Raw genomic sequence first — 25,682 nt, 5'->3', positions numbered from 1 at the left:
GACCTTGATCTCCGTCATCCCCTCAGTTCCCGGCCCGTCAATTCGAGGAAGACGTCTTCCAGACTCCGTTGATCGACGCGAATGTCGTTGATCAGCACGTCCTGATCGGCACACCACGTCGCAACTGTTGCCACGGTTGCCGGATCGATTGCACCTTCGACGACGTAGGTGCCTGGGTTGGATTCCTCGATGCGGAACCCGGCGAGTGAACCGGCCAGCGAATCGAGGCTCAAACCGGGAACCGTCGTCAGACGGAGTTGTCCTTCGGCGCCCTTGCTGGTGACCTCGGCCGGCGTTCCCGATGCGACGATCTTGCCGTGGTCGATGATGACCAGTTCGTCGGCGAGTGCTTCGGCCTCGTCCATGAGGTGTGTGGTGAGCAGGACGCTCACGCCGTCGCGTCGCAGAGCGTCGATGAGTTCCCACACGAGCAGGCGCGCCTGAGCGTCGAGCCCAGCGGTGGGTTCGTCCAGAAATACCAATTCGGGGCGGCCGACCAGCGCGCACGCCAGGGACAGTCGTTGCTGCTGGCCTCCGGAGAGACGGCGGTACGGGGTCTTGCGCGCATCGGTGAGGCCGAGTTTGGAAAGGAGCCAGGCGGGATCGAGCGGGTCGGCCGAGTATGCGGCCACGAGGTCGAGCATTTCCCCGGCCTTGGACCCGGGGTACGCGCCGCCGCCCTGCAACATGACGCCGATTCGTGAGCGGACTTCACCGGAGTCGGCGATGGGGTCGAGACCGAGCACTCGAACCGTGCCGGCATCGGGGGTGACAAACCCTTCGCACATCTCGACGGTGGTTGTCTTACCGGCTCCGTTGGGGCCGAGCAGGGCAACGACCTGGGCCGTCTCGACAGTGAGATCGATACCGTCGACGGCTCGAACACCGTCGAAGGACTTGACGACACCCTGGATCTGTACCGCCGGCGTCGACGATCTGGAGGCTCTCGAGGTCACGGGGAATCAGCGTAAGCCCCCGCCGAGTTGTCTTCGTCTACCGGTCCGCCTTTCGTGATCTCCGCTACTGGCTTGTCGCTACGCCAGGGGAGTGAATTGCGGGTGAAGACGATGAGCGTTCCGGCGGTGAGGATGGTCGCGATGACGGCCTGCACGATCATGAACGGAAGGTATTCGGCGCCGTTGGACATCAACATGACGCTGACGATCGAGGTGAAGACGACGGCAGGGATGCGGAAAATCGGTGCGGTTGCCCACGCGGCCAGCGGAAGGATCGCCCACAGCAGATACCACGGCTGAACGACGGGGAACAGGAGAACGATCGCTCCGAGCGCGATGCCGAGTCCACCGACCGGGTGTATGCGGCCCATGTACACCGAGATCATCATCCGTGCGGTGACGAGCATGGCGACGAGAGTCGCGATGGGACGCGTGATCGTGAGGATCGCCGTCGTGTGATCGCCGAGTCCGAGCAGTACACCGGCCAATCCCGTGCCGACGCCCAAGAGCGTCGGGATGGACATCCAACTCCGGACTGCGGTGGCGGTGTCGAGGGTGTTGATCCAACCCATACCGAGCCCACTGGCCACGCTGATGACAAACGTGACGACAGCGGCAACGATGCCCAGGAGAATCGCGGCTCCCGCCAGGGCTTTCCAGGTTCCACCCCAACGCCGAGCCAAGGCCATGCCGACAAATCCCAGCGCAAGCAAGGACGGAATCTTGACGGTCGACGACAACGCGATCAAACCTGATCCCGCAATGAGATAGAACAGCGCTTGCCCACGGATGGGCCCGGACCCTTCGACTGCGCGGAGGGCGATCTCGATTCCGGCGAGCATCAACCCGAGCATGAGCGCTTCGTTGTGGATGCCGGCCACCAAGTGGAAGAGCAACAGCGGGTTCGCGGCACCGAGCCAGAGCGAACTGACGGCAGAGACACCGCATCGCTTGGCCAGTCGAGGTATCGCCCACACGATGAGCGCGACGCCGGCCAATGCGAGCAAGCGGTGCAAGAAGATTCCGGCCACGATGTTGTCGCCGGTCAGTGAGCTGATCCCGCGTCCCAGCCACAGGAAGAACGGACCGTACGGAGCTGGGGTGTCGCGCCAGATCGTCGGAACCGTGCGGGTGAGAACGTGGTCGACGCCCAGTGCCGCCTTGGGGCCGATGGCGTACGGATCGAGTCCACGGGCCGCGATTTCGCTTTGTGCCAGATACGAGTAGACGTCGCGGCTGAACATCGGCGGTGCGACCGAGAGCGGCAGGATCCACAGCAGGAGTGTGCGGTCCAACTGGGAACGGGTCATGCGCCGCGGTGCGCCGGAACGGCTGCGTATGTCCCCGACTGCAAATCGGCCCATCATCAGCCAGGCGAGAACGACGAGCACGGTTCCGGTCATCGTCATGGTGAGTGAGACCGTCGGCATACGTCCGGGGAGGCTGAGGACTCGAAGTCCTGCGGTCGGATTCTGCAGGACGGGTTGTGCGCCGGCGCCGAGCGCTCCGACTGCCATCAAGACCGCGCCGGTCGCGCCGAATCGGCGGATCCCTCGCAGTTGTGCGGTTTCCTTCGCGTTCAGGCCCGGGCGCTCGTCCTCGTCGCCGTGCAGCACCGCGGCCATACTCTGCCGGGGAGCGGATCCGAAAGGTCGAACGCCGATTGTGGAAAGCGCGAGTGCCTTGGGTTTTTCCAGCAGGATCGCGCGCGCCGATCGCGCGGTCGTCGTCTTCTCGGGGGTCTGCGGCACACCAGGCAGCGTAGCGGCTCCATCCAGCCGGACAGACAAGCACAAACAACGTACGTTGTCCGGATATTCCCGAATGTAATGCAGGTTGCCCTTAGTAGACCTGCGAAAAGAATTCCGTCACACTTGTGTTGTGAAAAGAAATGCGTCAGACCCACGAAGCAAGGAAGTTGCAGGTCAGCCCACTGTAGCGGCCTCGCCGACTGCTGCCGCAAATCCGGTTACGGTGAGCGTTGAAGGTCAGACGCGGGCGGCAGTGGTCAAGCTGCTACTCGAAGAAGGCCCCATTACCGCCTCCGAAATCGGCACACGCCTCGGTTTGAGTGCCGCAGGTGTCCGACGTCACTTGGATGCGTTGATCGAGTCGGGCGAAGCACGTACCGCTTCGGCGTCGTCGCTGCGTCAGCGCGGACGAGGTCGTCCCGCCAAGCAGTTCCAGATCACCGCGACCGGTCGCGGCCGCCTCGGCCACACCTACGACGATCTGGCGGGAGCCGCGATGCGGCAACTCCGTGAAATCGGCGGAGACGCGGCAATCGAGGAGTTCGCCAAGCGTCGGGTCCAGGCGATCGTCGGAGACGTCGAACCGGCTGATCCGACAGATGTCGACAACGTCGAGGCGACAGCGGACGCAATCGCCGAAGCCTTCAACGCGGTGGGGTTCGCAGCGTCGACCCGGCCGGTCGGCAACGGCGTGCAGATCTGCCAACACCATTGCCCGGTTTCCCATGTGGCAGAAGAGTTTCCGGAACTGTGCGAGGCAGAGCAGCAAGCATTCCGGCAATTGCTCGGGACTCATGTCCAGCGTCTGGCGACCATCGCCAACGGTGACTGCGCCTGCACGACGCACGTGCCCCTCGTGTCCACCGGGAGTAGATGACCGGACCACAGTGTTCTACCGAGCGTTGCCACCGTGCAGCGTTCGAATAGAGATTTTTCAGCTAGTTCTTCAAAGTCAGAACTGCTCGACCACAGCGACCAGCCCTCGCTGAAACCGAGCAGCCGTCAAGAAACAAGACTCCGGAAGGAGCTCGCATGACCGTCACATCAGACCAGGCGACTACCACTGCGGCAGCAGGCACCGAGCCGCTCACGCAGGAAGAGACCATCGCGTCCCTCGGTCATTACGGCTACGGCTGGTCCGATTCCGACGAAGCCGGAGCCAGCGCGCAGCGCGGGTTGTCCGAGGCTGTCGTGCGGGACATCTCCGCCAAGAAGAGCGAGCCCGAGTGGATGCTCGACATCCGCCTCAAGGCGCTGCGCACCTTCGACAAGAAGCCGATGCCGAACTGGGGCAGCGACCTCGAAGGTATTCACTTCGACAACATCAAGTACTTCGTCCGGTCCAGCGAGAAGCAGGCCGAGTCGTGGGAAGATCTGCCCGAGGACATCAAGAACACGTACGACAAGCTCGGCATCCCCGAGGCGGAGAAGCAGCGCCTCGTGGCCGGCGTCGCAGCTCAGTACGAGTCCGAGGTCGTCTACCACTCGATCCGTGAGGACCTCGAGGAGCAGGGCGTCATCTTCCTCGACACGGACACCGGTCTCAAGCAGCACCCGGAGCTGTTCAAGGAGTACTTCGGATCGGTCATCCCGGCCGGCGACAACAAGTTCTCCGCGCTGAACACCGCCGTGTGGTCCGGTGGCTCGTTCATCTACGTTCCGCCGGGAGTCCACGTGGACATCCCGTTGCAGGCGTACTTCCGCATCAACACCGAGAACATGGGTCAGTTCGAGCGCACCCTGATCATCGTCGACGAAGATGCCTCCGTGCACTACGTCGAGGGTTGCACCGCGCCGATCTACAAGTCCGATTCACTGCACTCGGCCGTCGTCGAGATCATCGTGAAGAAGGGCGGCCACTGCCGCTACACGACCATCCAGAACTGGTCCAACAACGTCTACAACCTGGTGACCAAGCGCACCAAGGTCGAGGCAGGCGGATCCATGGAGTGGGTCGACGGCAACATCGGCTCCAAGGTCACCATGAAGTACCCGGCCGTGTGGCTGATGGGCGAGTACGCCCGCGGTGAGGTTCTCTCCGTTGCGTTCTCCGGCGAGGGCCAGCACCAGGACACCGGCGCCAAGATGCTCCACCTCGCGCCGCACACGTCCTCGACCATCATCAGCAAGTCTGTCGCCCGTGGTGGTGGACGTGCGTCGTACCGCGGTCTGGTGCAGGTCAACAAGGGTGCCCACGGCTCCAAGTCGACCGTCAAGTGTGACGCTCTGCTGGTCGACCAGATCAGCCGAAGCGACACCTACCCGTACGTCGACATCCGCGAGGACGACGTCACCATGGGTCACGAGGCCACCGTCTCCAAGGTCAGTGACGATCAGCTCTTCTACCTGATGAGCCGCGGACTGACCGAGGACGAGGCGATGGCCACCATCGTGCGTGGATTCGTCGAGCCCATCGCGAAGGAACTCCCGATGGAGTACGCGCTCGAGCTCAACCGCCTTATCGAACTTCAGATGGAAGGGGCTGTGGGTTAGTGACCACGCCAGAGACCGGAGTCATCGGAGCTGTTGCCGGGGAGAACCCGACCGCTCCTGTAAAGGGTGCAGCCACAGGCTCACCTATCACGAACAAGGGCGAGCAGTTCTCCTCGTTCGACGTCAATGCATTCGAGGTTCCCGGCGGACGTGACGAGATCTGGCGGTTCACCCCGCTGCGTCGTCTCCGGGGACTGCATGACGGCAGCGCCGTCGCCAACGGACAGGTCACCGTCGAGGTCGACGGGGGAAGCGACATCACCGTCGAGACCGTCGGCCGTGACGACGCGCGTCTGGGCAAAGCCGGCGTTCCCGCTGATCGCATTGCAGCGCAGGCGTATTCGAGCTTCGAGACTGCAACGGTCATCTCGGTGGGCGCCGAGGTCGAGGTCGAGAAGCCAGTCGTGGTCACCATGACCGGCCCCGGAGTCGACAACGTCGCCTACGGACACACCCAGATTCACCTGGCACAGTTCGCCAAGGCGACGTTCGTGATCGACCAGCGCGGCAGCGGAACCTTCGCGGAGAACATCGAATTCGTTCTCGGTGACAGTTCGCAGCTGACCGTGGTGGCCATCCAGGACTGGGCGGACGACGCAGTTCACGTGACGTCACACCACGCTCGCCTGAATCGCGACGCAGTGCTTCGATACACCTCGATCAGCCTGGGCGGCGACCTGGTTCGCCTGTCCGCCACCGTCAAGTACGACGGACCGGGCGGCGACGCCGAACTGCTCGGCCTGTACTTCGCCGACGCCGGCCAGCATCTGGAACAGCGTCTGCTGGTGGATCATTCGCAGCCCAACTGCAAGTCCAACGTGGTCTACAAGGGTGCGCTTCAGGGCGATCCCGGATCCGGCAAGCCCGACGCGCACACCGTGTGGATCGGCGACGTTCTCATCCGCGCCGCAGCGGAGGGCACCGACACGTTCGAGCTCAACCGCAACCTGGTGCTGACCGACGGCGCCCGCGCCGACTCGGTTCCGAACCTCGAAATCGAGACCGGTGAGATCGTCGGTGCCGGCCACGCAAGTGCAACGGGACGTTTCGACGACGAGCAGCTGTTCTACCTGCGTGCTCGTGGTATCCCGGAGGATCAGGCTCGTCGTCTGGTCGTACGTGGGTTCTTCCACGAAATCATCAACAAGATCGCTGTTCCCGAGGTGCGCGATCGCCTCGAAGCCGCAGTCGAAGCCGAACTCGCAGCCGTCGGCTCCTGACCGCCCCGCCTGCGACACCACCCCGTCGCTACGCTCGCCCGCCTCATCTTGAAGGAATTTCATGTCTACCAGTGACAACACCACCACCTCGGTCCTCGAGGTTCGTGACCTGCACGTCGAGGTCGCCAACTCCGATGCCAACGCCGAGCCCATCCAGATCCTCAAGGGCGTCGACCTGACGGTCCGCTCGGGGGAGACCCACGCGATCATGGGCCCCAACGGCTCCGGCAAGTCGACTCTGTCATACGCCATCGCCGGTCACCCCAAGTACCAGGTCACGTCCGGCTCCATCACCCTCAACGGTGAAGACGTCCTCGCAATGAGCGTCGACGAGCGTGCACGTGCCGGGCTCTTCCTGGCAATGCAGTACCCCGTCGAGGTTCCCGGCGTTTCCATGTCCAACTTCCTGCGCACCGCCGCTACGGCCGTGCGAGGCGAGGCTCCCAAGCTGCGCCACTGGGTCAAGGAAGTCAAGGAAGCCCTCAGCGAGCTCGAGATCGATCCCTCGTTCATCGAGCGCTCGGTCAACGAAGGCTTCTCCGGTGGCGAGAAGAAGCGCCACGAGATCCTGCAGTTGGGCATGCTCAAGCCGAAGATCGCGATCCTCGACGAGACCGACTCCGGCCTCGACGTCGACGCTCTGCGCACCGTCTCCGAAGGCGTCAACCGCTACAAGGAGCGCGAGAACGGCGGCGTTCTGCTGATCACGCACTACACGCGCATTCTGCGCTACATCAACCCCGACTTCGTTCACGTGTTCGTCGGTGGCCGCATCGTCGAGTCGGGTGGACCGGAGCTGGCCGACGAGCTCGAGACCAACGGCTACGTTCGTTTCACCGCGGACACCGCAGCTACCCAGGGAGCGTAATCACGATGACCACCTCGGTGCGCGAGCTCGACGTCACAGCGGTTCGGGCCGACTTCCCGATCCTGGCGCGAACCGTGCGCGACGGAAAACCTTTGGTGTACTTGGATTCCGGCGCTACCTCGCAGCGTCCGGTCCAGGTTCTCGATGCCGAACGGGACTTCCTGACCACGTGTAACGCGGCAGTACACCGGGGTGCTCATCAGCTCGCAGAAGAGGCGACAGACGCGTACGAGAATGCTCGCGCCACCATCGCTTCTTTCGTGGGCGCGGATTCGGACGAGTTGGTGTTCACCAAGAACGCCACCGAGGCTCTCAATCTGGTGACCTACGTTCTCGGTGACGATCGCTTCGACCGCCACGTCGGTCCTGGCGACGAAATCGTCATCACCGAACTCGAACACCACGCCAACCTCGTTCCCTGGCAGGAACTTGCGCGCCGCACCGGTGCGACGCTCAAGTGGTACGGCGTCACCGACGACGGCCGGATCGATCTCGATTCGCTGGAGCTGACAGACGCGGTGAAGGTCGTTTCGTTCACCCACCAGTCCAACGTGACCGGCGCGATCGCGCCCGTCGAGGAATTGGTGCGACGAGCACGCGCCGTCGGTGCACTCGTCGTGCTCGACGCGTGCCAGTCGGTGCCTCACATGGCCGTCGACTTCCACGAACTGGGAGTGGACTACGCGGCGTTCTCGGGTCACAAGATGCTCGGCCCTTCGGGGGTCGGAGTTCTCTACGGCCGTCGTGAACTGCTGGCAGCGATGCCTCCGTTCATCACCGGCGGATCGATGATCGAGACGGTCACCATGGAGGTCAGCACCTACGCGCCGCCGCCTCAGCGTTTCGAAGCCGGCGTACCGATGACCTCACAGGTGGTCGGACTGGGCGCTGCCGTGGATTACCTGAACACCTTCGGGATGGACGCCGTCGCCGCGCACGAGCACGTGTTGGTGGAGGCTGCTCTCGAAAAGTTGTCGGCGATCGAAGGTCTGCGCATCATCGGACCGCAGACGTCCGAGAACCGCGGCGGCGCGATTTCCTTTGTCGTGGACGGTATTCACGCCCACGACCTCGGCCAGATCCTCGACGACGAGGGCGTCGCGATCCGCGTCGGACACCATTGCGCGTGGCCGCTGCATCGTAAGTTCGGTGTCGCTGCGACGGCCCGTGCGTCGTTTGCGCTCTACAACACCACCGCGGAAATCGATGTTCTCGTTGCAGCGATCAAGCGTGCGCAGGAATTTTTCGGTGTCGCAGGGGAGTTGAACTGAATCATGCGCATGGAGCAGATGTATCAGGAAGTGATCCTCGATCACTACAAACATCCGCACGGCCGCGGACTCCGTGAGCCGTTCGGCGCCGAGGTGCACCACGTCAACCCGACGTGTGGCGACGAGGTGACGTTGCGCGTCCAGATATCCGAGGACGGAACGGTCTCCGACGTCTCGTACGACGGGCAGGGTTGTTCGATCAGCCAGGCGTCGACGTCGGTGCTGAACGACCTCGTCATCGGGATGCAGGTCACCGACGCACTGAAGACGGTGACGGCGTTCAACGAGATGGTGAGCAGTCGGGGCACCGTCGAAGGGGACGAGGACGTTCTCGGCGACGGCATCGCGTTCGTCGGTGTCTCGAAGTATCCGGCACGCGTGAAGTGCGCCTTGCTCGGATGGATGGCATTCAAGGATGCTGTAGTCCAGATTGTCGACGGCAATGCTGTGACGACGGCGGACAGCAGCAGTGAATTGGTCGACACGACTGAAGGACAGGGATCATGACCGAGACACAACCAGTGCAGGACGCCGAGGTCGGCGCTCCGGTGAATCCGAATCCCGATTCCACTGCGGAATTCGGTGGCGCACAGGGCAGTGGCACTGTCCCGTCGCCTGAGCGACTCGACGAACTCGAAGAAGCGATGCGCGACGTCGTCGACCCCGAACTGGGAATCAACGTCGTCGATCTCGGCTTGGTCTACGGACTCTTCGAAGACGACGGTGTCGTCACGATCGACATGACTTTGACGTCGGCGGCGTGCCCGTTGACCGACGTGATCGAGGACCAGGCGCGCGGCGCACTTGTGCGTAGCGATCTGTGTACCGATATGAAGATCAACTGGGTGTGGTTGCCGCCGTGGGGACCGGACAAGATCACCGAAGACGGACGCGAGCAACTGCGCGCACTCGGCTTCACGGTCTGACAAGCAGCCTCGCTGCACGATCAACTGAATACATTTCACCGGAGCGTCGGTGCCCGTTCGTCGGGTACCGGCGCTTCGGTTTGTTATATAGGGCCGTTTTAGCCATGATATTCAGGACAATAGTCCCAAATGGTTGTTTGATGAATATTTGCTGGAAGCTGACTGATCGGTAACATCGCAGCTGATTGTCACGATGTGATCTCCGGCGGGCGATTTGCCAGTTTCCACCCGAGCTTTCCAATGTATTCGTCTCATTTCGAAGTGCCCCGATCAGTTCGAAGCGTCCAGCGGACGCATATACCTGTTTGCATCATGATCAAGTTGTAAGAGGGAGATTCGTGTGGATGGCAGTCCCGACCGAGGAATCGTTTCCGCAGCTCGTCCGGACGACGAACTCACCTTCCCTCTTTCTGCCGCGCAACTTTCCCTGCTTGTCGCACAACAGCTTCGACCCGAGATTCCCGTCAGCATCGCTCAGTACGTCGACGTGGACGGTCCGCTCGACATCGAGCTGCTGACCGCTGCCAGTAAACAGACCGGCCGTGAGATCGGCTCCGGATACCTGCGCCTGGTCGAGTTGGACGGGGTTGCGCGTCAGTGGCTCGATCTCGACATGGACGACTCTCTCGACGTGGTCGACCTGCGCGCCGAATCCGATCCGGAATCGGCGGCGCGAGAATGGATGCGCAAAGAGCACACTGCTGCCATCGATCCGTTCACCGATCGCCTGGTCAGGCTGGCAGTCCTGGTGCTTCGCGACGACCATTACTACTGGTACAGCCGTATTCATCATGTGGCGCTCGACGGTTTCGGCGCGATGTCGATGATGAACCGCACAGCCGAGATCTACACCGCCGCGGTGCGGGATCTGCCAGTTCCCCCAGCGGTAACTGCCCCCCTCCAATCGTTGGTGAAGGCAGAGGCCGACTATCTGGGCTCTTCCCGGTGGGAGCGCGATCGCGACTACTGGAACACCAAGATGGCCGACAAGCCGGGCGGAACCTCGCTCGCGTCCTCGACTGCTCCGTCGCAGGCGTGGTCACGCCTTCGGTCGGCGACGGTACCTACGGAACTGCGAAGCTCCCTCGAACGGCTTGCCGTCGCTCACGACGTGACTACGTCGTCAGTGGTGATCGGTGCACTGGCGGCTTACCTCGCCCGGGCCACCGGGACCCGCGACGTGGTCCTCAGCCTGCCGGTCTCGGGGCGGACGACAAAAGCTGCTCGCAGGTCCGGCGGAATGATGTCGAACGTCGTCCCGATACGTGCGAGTGTCGATCCGCACTTCGCGGTCGGGGACTTGCTGCACGAGGTGAAGATCGAACTCACCGGCGCACTGCGTCATCAGAAGTACCGCCACGAGGACCTGCGACGCGACCTCAACGCCGGTGATCACAGCATCGCCGACGGACGCGGCTTCCACGGGCCGTTGATCAACCTCATGCTGTTCCACTCGGGAATCACTCTCGGGGACGCGCACGGCGAACTGAACGTGATCTCGACCGGGCCGATCGAAGACCTCTCGGTCAACGTCTATCAGACTTCCGCAGCCGAAGAGATCCAGATCGACTTCGCCGCGAACCCAGACCTCTACACCAACGAGGACATCTCGCGTCACCACCGACGTTTCCTCGAATTCCTCGAATTGTTCTGCGCTGCGGAATCGGGAACTCGATTGATGGACATCGACCCGGACGCCGCGGGGAAGTGGATCGCCGAAGTTCAACACGCCCGCAACGTCGAGTACTGGTCTTCGACATTGTCGAACCCCGCCGAGGATCTGGGTTTGCCGGTCGTCGCCGGATCCGGTCGGACGTCCACGCCCCTCGAGATCGAGGCAGACCTCTGCCGCCGCCTCGAGACGATGGCGACGACGATGAACACGAGTCTGTTCGTGCTGTTCCAGTCTGCGATGGCCGGACTGCTGCGCCGCGTCGGTTCGGCTGACGAGGTGTCGATCGGCGTCTCGGTCCGCGGGTACGGCGCCTCGAACCCGGACGATTTCGTCTCGATGTTCGCCAACCAGTTGGTGCTTCGCTCGACGGTGTCGAACACCATGACGCTCAACGACCTGGTCGGTGCGGTGGACACCGTCGCAATCGAAGCTTTCGAACACGCAGACATTCTTCTGTCTTCGGTGACCGCCGCACTCGGTGACGGCCGCTGGGTGGAGACGGGCCCGTTGTTCCGGGCGATGGTCTGCTTCGAGGAGCCGCTGGATGCTCACCCGAGATTTCCGGGGCTCATGGTCGGTGCGCCTATCGGATCGGATCTGGCCACCGTGCCGGAACTGTTTGTCTCCCTGGCGATTCCGACTGGTGAGCATGCCGATTTCGATCAGCCGATCTCCGGTGTTCTGGATTGGCTCGGCACGAAGGAGCAAGCCGAGGACCTCGCCGACCGTTATCTACGAATCTTGACCGCGATGGTCGGTGCTCCGCACTCGGCGGTCGGCTCAGTGGATCTGCTCCGCCCGGACGCGCGCCAGGCGCTGGTGCCGCCCGTTCTCCCGATTACCCCGGTCCGAACGCTCTCCGACATCCTTTCCGATCGCATTCGGGCGACCCCGGAAGCGATCGCCGTTGTCGCAGGTAGCGAGCGCGTGTCGTACCGCGAACTCGATCGACGATCGAATCAGTTGGCGCGCAAGCTCGTCGAGCATGGCGTGCAATCCGAGTCGTTGGTCGGAATCATGCTGCCGAAATCCGTGGACATGATCGTTGCCGCTGTCGCGGTAGTGAAGGCCGGCGGCGGATACCTCCCACTCGATCGTGCGCACCCCGCCGAGCGTTTGGCATACGTGGTCGAGGATGCGCAACCGGTGTGCGTCATCTCCGATTCCACTTTCCCGAACTCCGCCTTCCCGAACTCTGACGTGGTGGTCGTCGGGGTCGACTCCGACGAGTACTCCGGTGAGGGTCTGGAAACCGATGAGTGCCCGCGCGGGCACGGAGTCGACAATCTGGCATACGTGATCTACACCTCGGGGTCGACGGGCCGACCCAAGGGCGTCTCGGTCACCCACGCCACCGTGGTGCGATTGTTCGAGAACACGCAGGTCGACTTCGGATTCGACGGCAACGACGTGTGGACGATGTTCCACTCGTTCGCCTTCGACTTCTCGGTGTGGGAACTGTGGGGCGCGCTGCTCCACGGTGGAACGCTGGTTCTGGTCGATCACGAAGTCTCACGCGACCCCGATGCCTTCCGCGCGCTCGTCGCCGCAGAAGGCGTCACCGTGCTCAATCAGACGCCCTCGGCCTTCTACCAGTACATCGAAGCCGACCTTCGAGCCGATTCGGAGACCCGGCTCCGGTACGTGATCTTCGGTGGCGAAGCCTTGGATCTTCGTCGCCTCGGGCGCTGGTATGACAATCACGCGGGCTACGACGATCACACGGAATCCGGGCCCGCACTCGTCAACATGTACGGCATCACCGAGACGACGGTGCATGTCACCCATCTCGAACTCGACCGGGCGAGCGCGAGTGCGGTTACCGGCAGCCGGATCGGTGACGCGATCGACGGACTTCGTGTGTACCTGCTCGACGAGCATCTCTCCCCGGTCCCGGTGGGGATTGCGGGGGAGATCTATGTCGCCGGCGGTCAACTCGCCCGTGGCTATCTGGGCCGACCAGACCTCACCGCGGGCCGGTTCGTTGCCGATCCGTTCAATGCCGGCGGACGACGGTTGTACCGGTCCGGTGACCGCGCACGATGGATTGCACCTGGACAGCTCGAGTACCTCGGACGCGGCGACGCGCAGGTCAAGATCCGCGGATTCCGGATCGAACTCGGCGAAATCGACTCCGTCATCCTCGGCGCGCCGGGAATCGACGACGCCGTGACCGTCGTGGCTCCGACGCCGGCCGGCGGCGCTCTCGTGACCTATGTGACCGCTTCGGACGCCGTGGACGCCGAAGCCCTTCGCGCGCACGCCGCCGAAGCCCTCCCGACCTACATGGTTCCCGATGCCTTCATGGTCATCGATTCGATTCCGTTGACCACCAACGGAAAACTCGACCGGCGTGCGCTGCCGTCGCCGATCCTCGCCTCCACCAAGGTTTTCCGGCCCCCGACGACCACGACCGAGGGCAAGGTAGCCGCGGTTCTGGCTGACATCCTGGGTAGTGGACCGCTCGGGCTCGACGATAATTTCTTTCATTTGGGCGGAAACTCGCTGGTAGCGACGACGGCTGTGGCGCGCTTGACCGAAGCCACCGGAGTTCGTATGCCGCTGCGTGCGCTCTTCGACCATCCCACGGTGTCCGGGATCGCGGCGACGATCGAGCGTGCCGCCCAGACCCCGGACGCCGACGGTATCCAGGTCGTGGCCCGGCCGGCGGTACTGCCTCTTGCTCCCGCGCAGCAGCGACTGTGGTTCCTGAACCGCGTCGCACCGGAATCAGGTGCATACAACATTCCGTTGGCGGTGTCGTTGCGCGGCGACGTCGATCCCGACGCACTGAGCGCCGCGATCGTGGACGTCGTGACACGTCACGAATCACTACGCACCGTGTTTCCTCAAATCGGGGACAACGCAACGCAGAAGGTTCTGGGCCTGGGCGAGGGTATCGCGGGGCTCGAGTCGATCGAAGTGGAACGCGAGAATCTCGAAAGAGTGATCTTCGAATTCTCCTCGGCGGGTTTCGATCTGGTCCGCGAACGCCCGGTCCGATACCTGCTGATCACTGTCGCCGACGATGAGGACGGCGATGACAAGGACGGCGATGACGAGCAAGCAGTCCTCGTCGTAGTTCTGCACCACATGGTGGCCGACGGCTGGTCGCTCGCGCCGTTGGCTGCTGATCTCACCGGCGCTTACGCCGCCCGCGTCGGCGGCAACAGCCCGCAGTGGGCACCCCTTCCGGTGCAGTACGCCGACTACACGCTCTGGCACCGAGAACACCTAGGCGACGTGGCATCCACCGATTCGCTTGCCCACTCACAGATCGCGTTCTGGAAGCAGCAGCTGGCGGGAGCGCCCGAGCAACTCCACCTGCCGACGGACCGTCCGCGCCCACTCGACCCGACCATGCGCGGGGCCGGAGTCGACATCAGAATTGGCGCTTCCACTCATCAGAAGCTCGTTGTACTTGCCGGCGATCACGACGCCACGCTGTTCATCGCCCTGCACGCGTGCTTCGCCCTGCTTCTGGCCAGGTACAGCGGCACGGACGACATCGTCATCGGAACACCGGTGGCAGGACGAGGGGACAGATCTCTCGATCTGCTCGTCGGCATGTTCGTCAACACTCTGGCCTTGCGGACCGTCGTCGATCGGGACGCGACGTTCGCCGCACACCTGTCGCAGGTCAGGGCCGTCGACGTGGATGCCTTCGACAATGCGGACGTGCCTTTCGACGTCGTCGTGGACGCGCTCGAACTCGACCGCTCGCCTGCGCACCATCCGGTCTTTCAAGCTGCCATCACCTCTCGGATAACCACGGCTCACACAGCCGAACTGGCCGGGGTGTCGATGACGGCGCGGGCAGTCGAGACGGGGCTGACCAAGTTCGACCTCGAGCTCACCGTCACCGAACGTCACGAGTCCGGGGCCGCAGCAGGAATCGATGCCACGTTCACCTATTCCACCGACCTGTTCGACAACGCGACCGTCGAAGCCTTGGCGCGAAACTTCGTGACCCTCGTGGAATCGGCAGTGTCGGAACCGACTGCACCGGTTGGTGACCTTCGTGTACTCGGATCCCGGGAGAGTGCCGCGATATTGCCGCGGCGCGGCGTGGCTTCGGTGGGCGAATCGACGCTGGCGCAGATCCTCGGGGCTACCGCGAGGACGTATCCCGACGCGATCGCCCTCGAAGACTCCGAGCGCTCACTCTCGTACGGGGAGCTGGAGCGTCGATCGAATCGGATCGCTCGATACCTCATGGACCTGGGCGTCGGCCCCGAGACACCGGTCGCACTGGCCGTCGCCCGATCGGTCGACTCCGTGCTCGCAGTCTGGTCGGTCACAAAAGCCGGCGGCGTTTTCGTCCCGGTCGATCCCCGTTATCCCGCAGATCGAGTTGCGCACATGCTCGAGGATTCGGGTGTGCGGATCGGAATTCGGTCCGCCGAGGTTGCGGCCGGTCCGGCAACCGGCGGGAACGTCTCAGTCTGGATCGACCTCGGCGACGCGGACACGGTTGCAGAATATGCCGCCTACTCCGACGCCGCGGTGATCGACGCTGACAGAACAGCGTCGATCACCGCGGCGTCGGCTGCGTACGTCATCTACACCTCCGGCTCGACCGGAGTGCCGAAGGGCACCGTCGTCACTCACGCAGGTTTGGCCAATCTCGCTCGCGAACAACAGGATCGGTACCGGATCACCGCCGGGTCGCGAACTCTGCATTTTGCGTCACCGAGCTTTGACGGCGCCGTACTCGAGCTACTGCTCGCCGGTTCGACCGGCGCGACGATGGTGATCGCCCCTCCCGACATCTACGGAGGGGAGGCGTTGAGCGAGTTCCTCCGAAGCCGCGAGGTCACTCATGCCTTCATCACTCCGGCTGCTCTGGCGACCGTCGATCCGGCGGGCGTGACGGCACTGGAATGCGTAGTCGTCGGCGGCGACGTGTGCACCCCGGAATTGGTCTCGAGCTGGGGCAACGGGCGCAGACTGCACAACGGATACGGTCCGACCGAAACCACTGTCATGGTTGCCATCAGTGACCCACTCTCACCGGGCGATCCGATCACCATCGGCGGTCCCATCCGCGGAATCGACGCCGTGGTGCTTGACGCTCGGCTGCAACCGGTCCCGATCGGCGGCGTCGGCGAGCTGTACATCGGTGGGCCGGGGCTTGCACGTGGTTACCACCTTCGTCCCGCGCTGACGTCGGATCGTTTTGTCGCGCATCCGTACTCGACGTCCGGTGCGCGGATGTACCGAACCGGTGACCTGGTCCGTTGGACCAAGGACCTGACCCTCCGCTACGTGGGCCGCAGCGATCATCAGCTCAAGATCCGCGGGTTCCGCATCGAACTCGGCGAGATCGACGCTGCTCTGATGGATTCCCCTCTCGTTCACTTCGCCACGACGATTCCCGTCGAATCCGCCGCAGGCACCACTCTGGTGTCGTACGTGTTGCTCAGCGGCGACGCTGATATCGAGTCGCTCTTTGCGGCACTCGCCGACACGCTGCCGCGGTACATGATTCCGTCATCGATCACCCCGATCGACGCGATTCCGTTGACTCCGGTCGGCAAACTCGATCGGAGAGCATTGCCGACGCCGATACCGCGCGAAGTCCTCGGTACGGGTCGTGAACCCGAGGCCGGGCTCGAACGCACCGTCGCCGACGTGTTCGCTTCACTGCTCGACGTACCCGAGGTCCGGGCCGGAGACAGCTTCTTCGATCTCGGTGGCAACTCACTCGTCGCGACGCAGGTGTCCGCGCGGTTGAGCGCAGCGACGGGACTCGCTGTGGACGTGCGCTCGATCTTCGAAGCACCGACCGTCGAAGCGCTCGCTGCACGTCTGGCGGCGAGCGCCGAAGAATCAGACGATCGACCTGCCCTGAGCGCCGGTGCTCGCCCGGACCGACTACCGCTCTCCGCTGCGCAACAGCGGCTGTGGTTCGTCAATCGCTTCGACCCGCAGTCCGCGGTCTACAACATTCCGTTCGCGATCCGGATCACCGGAGACATCCACGGCGATGCACTCGAGGAGGCGCTTGCGGACGTCATTGCACGCCATGAGGTGCTTCGAACGATCTACGTCGACAGCGCCGACGGCCCGAGTCAGGTCATCCGAGCAATTTCCGACGTGCAGTTCTCCGTCGAGCGCTACCGCGGATCCGAAGGTATCGAATCCGCGACGACGGAGTTCGCGGCGCGTGGGTTCGATCTCGGTTCGGATCTGCCGATTCGGGCCATGCTGGTGCGCGAGGACACTTTCGCTCACGTACTGGTCGTCGTCATCCACCACATCGCCTTCGACGGCTGGTCCCTGACTCCCTTCGCGACAGATTTCGTCGCGGCGTACTCCGCACGCGTCGTCGGAGACGCCCCGGTTTTCACACCGCTCGACGTGCAGTACGCCGACTACGCGGTGTGGCAGCAAGACTCGCTCGGGCAGATCGACGACCAGGAGTCTCTGGTTGCCCGCGAGCTGACCTTCTGGACCGCTGCCATGGCTGGTGCCCCGGACGAGGTACTGCTACCGGTGGATCGCCCACGCGGATCTGTCACCACGACCGCCGTCGGATCGGTGCCGATCGTCATCGACGCGGCGACCGGGGAGCGGCTCGCCGCCTTGGCAAGGCGCAGTGGCACGACGCAATTCATGGTCGTACACGCGATCTTGACGGTTGTTCTGGCGCGTCTCGGTGCTACCGACGACGTGGTGGTCGGCACTCCGGTGGCAGGCCGCGGCCGACCCGAACTGGATTCCCTGATCGGGATGTTCGTCAATTCGGTACCGCTTCGCACACCGGTCGATCACCGAGCGTCGTTCACCTCCCTGCTCGAGGTCGTCCGTGAACGCGACCTTGCCGCCTTCGCGCACCCCGAGTTGCCATTCGAGGTGCTGGTCGACGCCCTCGATCTCGACCGGTCCACTACGCGACACCCGCTGTTTCAGGTCATGCTGTCGTACCACCAGAATGTGGTCTCGCCGCAGGTAACCGTCCACGACGCCCATCTCGAGGCGCAAGCGCTCGAACCGTCCGTCGCTAAGTTCGACCTCGAGTTCACCCTGCTGGCAGGCGATTCCGAGAACGCGGAGATCACCGGGTCGCTCAGGTTTGCCGAGGCGCTCTTCGACATTTCCACCGCGGAAACGATCGCCTCACGTGTGCAGTCGGTGGCCCGCGCCGTTGCCGCAGACCCGGACACCGCGATCGACGACATGGAATTCCTCAGCACCCTCGAGCGTGCGTCGCTGATGCCGGTACGAGGTCCGGCGTGGACCAGTTCGCGCACCTTGGCCGAAATATTGACGCGGACCGCCAACCGTTCAGGCGATTCGGTGGCCCTTCGATCTGGTGGCACCACCGTGCTCTACCGAGATCTCTTCGCCCGTGCATCGGCGCTTGCGCACCGTTTGACCACGGAAGGTATCGGCGCCGAAGACATTGTGGCGATAGCGATTCCGCGTTCGATCGACTCGATCGTCGCGTTGTGGGGCGTTTCCTTGACCGGCGCCGCGTTCGTTCCGGTCGATCCGCGATACCCAGCCGATCGCATTCTGCACATGCTCACCGACTCCGGAGCCACTCGCGGAGTGACAACGGAAGCGGTGATCGAATCACTGCCCCGTCCGGTTCCGTGGATGACGATGGACGACATCCACGGCGACGGTGTCTGGCAGCCGGTTCCTGCCGCGCCGATCCGAATCGACAACCTCGCCTACATCATCTACACCTCCGGATCGACGGGAAAGCCCAAGGGTGTCAGCGTCACTCACCGTGGCCTGAGCGCATTGGCCGCCGAGCAGACGGCGCGCTACGGCATCTCGGCGCAGTCGAGGACGCTGCACTTCTCCTCACCGAGCTTCGACGCATCCATCCTCGAACTGCTGCTCGCCGTCGGTGAGGGCGCGACGATGGTGATCGCATCTCCCGATGTGTACGGCGGCGAGGACCTCGCAAAACTGATCACCGATCACCAGGTGAGCCACGCGTTCATCACGCCGGCAGCGCTGGCCTCGGTCGATCCCACCGGGCTGGACGTCTTGCAGTCGATCGTTGTCGGCGGCGAGGCCTGTTCACCCGAACTGGTCCGCAAGTGGGCACCGGGTCGCCGGTTGTTCAACGGTTACGGGCCGACGGAAACCACGGTCATGGTGTGCATCAGCGATGCCCTGACGGTGGGGGAGACCGTGACCATCGGCGGGCCCGTCCGGGGCGTGTCCGCGGTAATTCTCGACGGCTCGGCTCAGCCGGTACCCGTCGGGGTCACCGGTGAGCTCTACATCGCCGGCCTCGGACTTGCCCGCGGCTACCTCGACCAACCCGCGTTGACGGCGACGCGATTCGTGGCAGCGCCGTTCGGCCCGGCCGGCGCCCGCATGTACCGGACCGGTGACCTGGTTCGGTGGACGCCGCTCGAGACGATCGAATACGTCGGACGCTCTGATCACCAAGTGAAAGTACGCGGATTCCGCATCGAACTGGGCGAGATCGACTCCGTCCTCAGCGATTACCCCGGCGTCGAGTTCGCGGTCACCGTGGGCATCGACGCAGCTTCCGGTGAGACGATGTTGGCGTCGTACGTCGTGCTCGGCTCCGATGCGGTCGAGATGGACGAATTGCTGATCCATGCGCGCCGCTCACTGCCCGCCTTCATGGTGCCGTCGGCGATCACCCCGATCGAGCACGTTCCGCTGACCCCCGTCGGGAAACTCGACCGATCGGCGCTGCCGGCGCCGACGCTGCGTTCGTCCGAGCGGAGTGTCGAGCCGCTGACCACCGCGACCGAACTCCAGGTTGCCGGCGTCGTGGCGGAACTGCTGGGTATCGAACAGATCAGTGCGTCCGACAGTTTCTTCGAACTCGGTGGCAACTCACTGCTCGCCACCAGACTTGCCCAGCGACTGGGCGAATCGTTGGGCAGGCAGGTACCTGTCCGAATGCTGTTCGAGCACCCCGAAATTCGGGAACTTGCCACCGTGCTCGACACATCCGCCGGGGCGAAGGCGCTACCACCGATCACCGCCGTCGACCGCCCCGAGCAAGTTCCGCTGTCCTACGCGCAGGCCCGCATCTGGTTCCTCAACCAGATGGATCCCGGCTCACCCGCGTACAACGTCCCTGCCGCGATCTCCCTCGACGGTGCACTCGACGTCCCAGCCCTCGAAGCTGCGGTCCTCGACGTGATCGAAAGGCACGAAATCCTGCGCACGGTGTTCCCCGACTCCGACACCGGCCCACACCAGGTGATCCAGGATGCATTCACCTCGCTGGAGTACGCAAATGCGGACACCCGTGAACCGGCAGAGCTCGCCAGAGAATTCGCGTCGCGTGGATTCGACATCACGACCCAAGCTCCCGTTCGCGCGCTCCTGCTCGAGTCGACGCCGCAGCACCACACACTTGTCATCGTGATCCACCACATCGCGGCGGACGGATGGTCGATCGCGCCGTTGATGAAGGACGTGCTCACCGCCTACGTCGCGAGAAGTTCGGGACGCGCTCCCGAGTTCACCCCGCTCGAGGTGCATTTCGCGGACTTCGCCATCTGGCAGCGGGAAGCGCTGGGCTCTGTGAACGAATCCGAGAGCGTGCTCGGGGCACAGGCGTCGTACTGGCGGGAGACGTTGCGGGGAGCACCTGAGCTGATCGACCTTCCGAGCGATCGAGCGCGCCCGCTCACCCAGTCGTTGAGCGGCGGCCACACCGCGGTCTCGCTTCCGGCGCACACCCGGATCGCGGTCGAGGCGGTCGCCGGCTCGAATGCGGCGACGCCGTTCATGGTGTTGCACGCTGCCTATGCCGTGCTGCTGTCCAGGCTGAGTCGAAGCACGGACATCGTGATCGGATCTCCGGTCGCCGGGCGAGGACACCGAGTTCTCGACGACCTCGTGGGAATGTTCGTGGGCACGGTCGGACTGCGCACGACGGTCGATCCCGGGTCGACGTTCGTCGACGTTCTGCGTACTGTCCGCTCCGTCGATCTCGACGCCTTCGCCCACGCGGACATTCCGTTCGAGCAGGTCGTGGACGTTGTGGCGCCGACCCGGACCACCGACCGTCATCCGGTGTTCCAGACGATGATCTCGTTCCACGGCGCCCACCCAACGACGTGGGACCTGCCTGGACTTGCCGTTCGTGCCCACGAGATCACACCGGACATCGCCAAGTACGACCTGCAGTTCACCGTTGTCGAACAGACCGCGGAGGAAGGCGGCGGCTACGAGGCCTCCCTCACCTACGCGAAGGACCTCTTCGACACCGATACGGCGGAGTCGTTTGCGGTGATGCTGGAAACGGTCATCGAGACACTGACTGCCCAGCCCTCCGCCGTCGTCGGTGACGTGGATCTTGCGGGACGTGGCCTGCGTGCGTTGCCCGGACGTCCGGCCGGCGATGCTTTGACCTTGCCGGAGTTGCTGCTTCGCGGCGCGGCCGATCCGCATGCTCCGGCAATCGTCGACGTCGCGGCTTCCGCCACGCTCACGTACGGCGAACTCGACCGACGCTCCGACGCAATGGCGTTTGCGTTGATCGCTCGCGGGATTGCGCCGGAAATGATTGTGGCACTCGCGCTTCCGAGGTCGGCCGACTATGTGATCGCGCTCTGGGCCGTAGCGAAAGCCGGCGGAGTGTTTCTTCCCGTGGACCCGGCGTACCCCGCCGAGCGGATCGAGCACATGCTCACCGACAGTGGGGCGGTACTCGGTATCACCAGGGGCGAGTATGCGGCCGGCCTTCCGGGCGTCACGTCGTGGATCGAGCTCGACGCGGTCGAATTCACCACCGAAATCGAGGCAGTCCATTCCGAGACACTGCCGGACGCGCCACTCGAGTTCGACAACCCGGCCTACCTGATCTACACCTCGGGCTCGACCGGAAAACCCAAGGGCGTATTGGTCACTCACGCGGGATTGGCCGCGTTTGCCGACGAACAGCGGGAACGTTTCGGCGTCACCGCGCACTCTCGCGCTCTGAGCTTCGCCTCGACGAGCTTCGACGCGTCGGTTCTCGAGCTCCTTCTGGCATTCGGCGCCGGCGCAACGATGGTGATTGCGCCTCCGACGGTTCTCGGCGGTGTCGAATTGCACGAACTGCTCGACGAGCAGACGATCACCCATGCATTCGTGACTCCGGCCGCCCTGGCGACTGTCGATCCCGCCGGTCTCGACCATCTCGAGGCCGTCGTTGTCGGTGGCGACGCCTGCACCGCCGACCTCGTATCTCGGTGGGCGCCGAGGCGCCGAATGTTCAACGCGTACGGCCCGACCGAGGCCACCGTCGCAGTCACCATCAGCGATTCACTCGTCGCGGGGCAGACCGTGACGATCGGCGGTCCGATCCGAGGCGTGGATGCGATGGTTCTCGATTCCCGACTGCACTCGGTCCCCGGGCAGGTCGTCGGCGAGCTCTACGTCAGCGGCGACGGTCTCGCCCGCGGGTACCTCGGCAACCCCGCGCTCACGGCAGCGCGGTTCGTCGCCGACCCGCACGGACCCGAAGGCTCTCGGATGTACCGCACCGGAGATCTTGTGCGTGAAGATCGCGCACGGTCGCTTGTCTATCTCGGACGCGCGGACCACCAGGTCAAGGTCCGAGGGTTCCGGATCGAACTCGGTGAAATCGACGCGGTGCTGGCGTCGGAGGCGTCCGTGCATTCGGCTGTGAGCGTGGTCGTCGGCAACGGCGTCGACGCTCGGATAGTCGCGTACGTCGTCCCGGCACACGGGGACGTCGACGTCACCGCACTACGACGCCACGCAGGCACATCCCTGCCTGCGCACATGATCCCGTCCGCTTTTGTCACGATCGGTGCAGTCCCGACCACGCCGGCGGGCAAGCTGGATCGCGCAGCTCTGCCTGCGCCCCTCTGGGAGTCGCCGAGTGGACGCAGTCCGGAAGGCAGCGACGAGATTGCGATCTGCGCTGCTTTCGCGGAGGTCCTCGATCTCGCCGACGCAGACACGTACGCCGATTCGAGCTTCTTCGAACTCGGCGGAAACTCGCTCATGGCAACGCGTTTGGTCGCTGCCATCAAGGAACGCACCAGCATGACCGTCCCCGTCGCGTGGATATTCTCCGACCCGACGCCGGAGGCATTGGCGCGCAGACTCTTCGAACTCGAGGCAACAGTTGTGACAAGTGACGCGGATACCTCCGCACTTGCAGTAGTCCTGCCACTACGCCCGGAAGGCCGCGCCGAGCCACTGTTCTGCATCCATCCGGCCATCGGATTGGCCTGGTGCTACGGGGCACTCGATCGGTACGTCGATTCCAGCCGGCCGCTCTACGGCCTGCAGTCGCCGATTCTGACGGACCCCGAATTCCGGGCGGAGCTGATCGAGGATTTCGCGGCGCGGTACGTCGAGGAAATTCGCGGAGTTCAGCCGCACGGTCCGTATCACCTGCTGGGGTGGTCGATCGGGGGATTGATCGCTCACGCGGCGGCGGTGCAGTTGCAAGCAGCGGGTGAGAGCGTCGCCGACCTGATTCTGCTCGACAGCTTCGTTCTCGAAGACCCGACGATGGCGGGCGCGCAGCCTTCTCTCGCCGAACTGATCGGCGGGTTGGGGATCTCGGTCCCGGACGCCGACGAGCGTGATCTGACACCGGAGGACGCCGAAGCGCTCTTGCATGAGGCCATCGGCGATCACCCTTTGGTCTCGAGCGATCGGATCGAGCGACTGTTCGAGGAATACTCCGCAGGCGCGGAGCTTGCCCACCGGTACCGCCCGGGCAAGTTCGTGGGCGATCTGCTGTTCTTCTCGGCACAGACCGACACCTTCGACCCGCTGCGAACGGCGTCGGCGTGGCGACCGTTCGTGTCCGGGGTGATCATCGACCGTCCGGTGCCCACGTCACACGCCGAAATGTTCACCGAGGCAGGTCTGGAGGCGATCGGGCCCGTGATCAACCTGGCGGTCGGAACGGGTCGTCACGCGGCCCCGGACGTCGACGCTGAGTTGGACGCTCTGATCGAGATCCAAGACGTGCGCGGCTGACTCAGGCTCGTTTCTTCCTCGGCGTCGTCGACTTCGACGAGCCGGCCTTGGAGGCGTTCGACTTCGCTTCGTCCACACTGCGCTGCAGTGCGGCAACGAGGTCGACCACCTCTGCATCGGTGCCCTCTTGGTCGACCTCGGCGGCGGGGATGACCTTCTTGCCGCCGTTCTCGATCATCTCGTCGAGCAACTGCCGCAGTTGGAGCTGGTAGTCGTCGGTGAACTCGGTCGGATCGAAATCGCCCGCCATGCTCTCGACGAGCGTCTGCGCCATCTTCAGTTCCTTGGCCTTCGGCTTCTCCACGTCGTCGAGTGAAGGGAACTCTGCTGCGCGAACTTCGTCGGGCCACAGCAACGTCTGGATCACGAGGACGCCGTCGCGAGCGCGCATCGCGGCCAGGCGCGTCTTCTGTCGCAGAGTGAAATGCACCAGTGCCGTTCGATCACTCTCGGTGAGCACAGTCGAAAGCAGGACGTACGCCTTCGGCGACGCCGAATCGGGTTCGAGGAAGTAACTCTTCTCGAACAAGATCGGATCGATCTGATCGTTCGGCACGAATTCCAGCACCGGAATCTCGTGCTTCTCCGCGGCCGGGAGTTTGTTGAAGTCCTCGTCGCTCAAGATGACGCGCGATCCGTCTTCCGAGTCGTACGCCTTGTCGATGTCCGCGAACTGAACCGTGTTTCCGCACTCGGAACACACACGGTTGTACTTGATGCGGCCACCGTCTTTTGCATGGACCTGGTGAAATCGGATGTCGTGGTCCTCGGTCGCCGAGTACACCTTGACCGGAACGTTGACCAGACCGAAGGCTATCGAGCCTTTCCAAATCGAGCGCATGCCTCCCATGATGGTCGCCCCCAGCCGATTGCGCGAGGCAAACGCTCACGGTTGATCCCGAACCGTTGCGTCCGGGTGGGCCGGTTCGAGGCGCGGCGAGCGGGTATCCGCTCCGAGAATCCGACTCGCACACCTGGGGGCATACTCCGATGAGTATCCGAACCTACCGTCGACGCGTAGCAGCAGCGCTGGCAATTTCACTGGTTCCACTGCTGTTTGCGCCTTGGCCCGCGAACGCAGATCCGGCACGCACCGTAACCATCAGCGTCCACTCCGATGCGATGGGCCGCGACATTCCACTCGAGGTGATCCTCCCCGCCGACACGAGCGCCCCACGGCCCACGTTGTATCTGCTCAACGGCGCCGGTGGTGGCGAGGACAGTGCAACGTGGGAAGGACGGACCGATGTCCTGGACTTCTTCGCCGACAAGAACGTCAACGTCGTGACGCCGCTGGAAGGAGCGTTCAGCTACTACACCGACTGGCAGAAGGACGATCCCGTACTCGGACGCAACAAGTGGCAGACGTTCCTCACTCGCGAACTGCCGCCAGTCATCGATGCGCAGTTCGGTACCAACGGGGTCAACTCCATCGCGGCGATCTCGATGACCGCGACCTCGGTACTCAATCTCGCGATCTCAGCCCCAGGGCTGTATCGGCGTGTCGGGGCCTACAGCGGGTGCGCGGAGACTTCCACCCAGCCGGGTCAGGACTA

12 protein-coding genes are annotated in these 25,682 nt (G+C 63.9%); 9 read left to right on the top strand and 3 right to left on the bottom strand.

Going from position 1 to position 25,682, the window contains the following annotated elements:
* Positions 1-14: 14 nt before the first annotated feature.
* Together ACKAMS_RS00060 and mptB are read right to left on the bottom strand one after the other, a co-directional pair.
* Positions 15-956, bottom strand: coding sequence for an ABC transporter ATP-binding protein (locus tag ACKAMS_RS00060; protein ID WP_007727917.1), 942 nt, complete (start codon positions 954-956; stop codon positions 15-17).
* The gene (gene mptB, locus ACKAMS_RS00055; protein ID WP_092764021.1) at positions 953-2,707 is read right to left on the bottom strand and encodes a polyprenol phosphomannose-dependent alpha 1,6 mannosyltransferase MptB; all 1,755 of its coding nucleotides are present in this window, start codon (positions 2,705-2,707) and stop codon (positions 953-955) included. Before mptB ends, ACKAMS_RS00060 begins: the two co-directional genes overlap by 4 nt.
* A gap of 130 nt (positions 2,708-2,837) precedes the next feature.
* Between mptB and ACKAMS_RS00050 the strand changes: the two genes are divergently transcribed.
* The 8 genes from ACKAMS_RS00050 (at position 2,838) to ACKAMS_RS00015 (ending at position 24,126) form a co-directional block, all read left to right on the top strand.
* Positions 2,838-3,584, top strand: coding sequence for a helix-turn-helix transcriptional regulator (locus ACKAMS_RS00050; protein WP_397510284.1), 747 nt, complete (start codon positions 2,838-2,840; stop codon positions 3,582-3,584).
* Between the two features lie 155 nt (positions 3,585-3,739).
* On the top strand, positions 3,740-5,200 hold the full coding sequence (gene sufB / locus ACKAMS_RS00045; RefSeq protein WP_003944799.1) for a Fe-S cluster assembly protein SufB: 1,461 nt from the start codon (positions 3,740-3,742) through the stop codon (positions 5,198-5,200).
* Positions 5,200-6,420, top strand: coding sequence for a Fe-S cluster assembly protein SufD (gene sufD, locus ACKAMS_RS00040; protein ID WP_020907733.1), 1,221 nt, complete (start codon positions 5,200-5,202; stop codon positions 6,418-6,420). The genes sufB and sufD overlap by 1 nt, the downstream gene beginning before the upstream one ends.
* 61 nt (positions 6,421-6,481) lie before the next feature.
* On the top strand, positions 6,482-7,288 hold the full coding sequence (gene sufC, locus ACKAMS_RS00035; protein WP_003944795.1) for a Fe-S cluster assembly ATPase SufC: 807 nt from the start codon (positions 6,482-6,484) through the stop codon (positions 7,286-7,288).
* Between the two features lie 5 nt (positions 7,289-7,293).
* Positions 7,294-8,559: a cysteine desulfurase gene (locus tag ACKAMS_RS00030; protein WP_003944865.1), complete on the top strand. Its 1,266-nt coding sequence runs from the start codon at positions 7,294-7,296 to the stop codon at positions 8,557-8,559.
* Between the two features lie 3 nt (positions 8,560-8,562).
* Positions 8,563-9,066: a Fe-S cluster assembly sulfur transfer protein SufU gene (sufU, locus tag ACKAMS_RS00025; protein WP_408988469.1), complete on the top strand. Its 504-nt coding sequence runs from the start codon at positions 8,563-8,565 to the stop codon at positions 9,064-9,066.
* Entirely contained in the window at positions 9,063-9,485 is a 423-nt protein-coding gene (locus tag ACKAMS_RS00020) for a metal-sulfur cluster assembly factor (protein WP_003944963.1), read from the top strand. The genes sufU and ACKAMS_RS00020 overlap by 4 nt, the downstream gene beginning before the upstream one ends.
* Positions 9,486-9,825: 340 nt before the next feature.
* Positions 9,826-24,126, top strand: a complete 14,301-nt coding sequence (locus ACKAMS_RS00015; protein ID WP_408988468.1) for an amino acid adenylation domain-containing protein — start codon at positions 9,826-9,828, stop codon at positions 24,124-24,126.
* Position 24,127: 1 nt separating this feature from the next.
* Here ACKAMS_RS00015 and ACKAMS_RS00010 read toward each other — a convergent pair whose 3' ends face one another.
* Positions 24,128-24,976, bottom strand: coding sequence for a Ku protein (locus ACKAMS_RS00010; protein ID WP_020907736.1), 849 nt, complete (start codon positions 24,974-24,976; stop codon positions 24,128-24,130).
* Positions 24,977-25,116: 140 nt separating this feature from the next.
* On the opposite strand from ACKAMS_RS00010, the gene ACKAMS_RS00005 reads away from it, so the two are divergent.
* Positions 25,117-25,682 (top strand): alpha/beta hydrolase (locus ACKAMS_RS00005; protein ID WP_408988467.1); only part of this gene is annotated, 566 nt, incomplete at its 3' end.

The organism is Rhodococcus sp. 5A-K4, assembly GCF_046097995.1.
Lineage (GTDB): Bacteria > Actinomycetota > Actinomycetes > Mycobacteriales > Mycobacteriaceae > Rhodococcus_F > Rhodococcus_F erythropolis.
Note: the sequence above shows the minus strand (reverse complement) of the source record. Positions and strands in the feature narration are given on the sequence as shown.

What these genes read in the sequence shown, in the direction of transcription:
- sufC (WP_003944795.1), top strand. Translation starts at nt 6,482, where the DNA reads ATGTCTACCAGTGACAACACCACCACCTCGGTCCTCGAGGTTCGTGAC.
- sufB (WP_003944799.1), top strand. Translation starts at nt 3,740, where the DNA reads ATGACCGTCACATCAGACCAGGCGACTACCACTGCGGCAGCAGGCACC.
- ACKAMS_RS00020 (WP_003944963.1), top strand. Translation starts at nt 9,063, where the DNA reads ATGACCGAGACACAACCAGTGCAGGACGCCGAGGTCGGCGCTCCGGTG.
- ACKAMS_RS00010 (WP_020907736.1), bottom strand. Translation starts at nt 24,976, where the DNA reads ATGGGAGGCATGCGCTCGATTTGGAAAGGCTCGATAGCCTTCGGTCTG.
- sufU (WP_408988469.1), top strand. Translation starts at nt 8,563, where the DNA reads ATGCGCATGGAGCAGATGTATCAGGAAGTGATCCTCGATCACTACAAA.
- ACKAMS_RS00030 (WP_003944865.1), top strand. Translation starts at nt 7,294, where the DNA reads ATGACCACCTCGGTGCGCGAGCTCGACGTCACAGCGGTTCGGGCCGAC.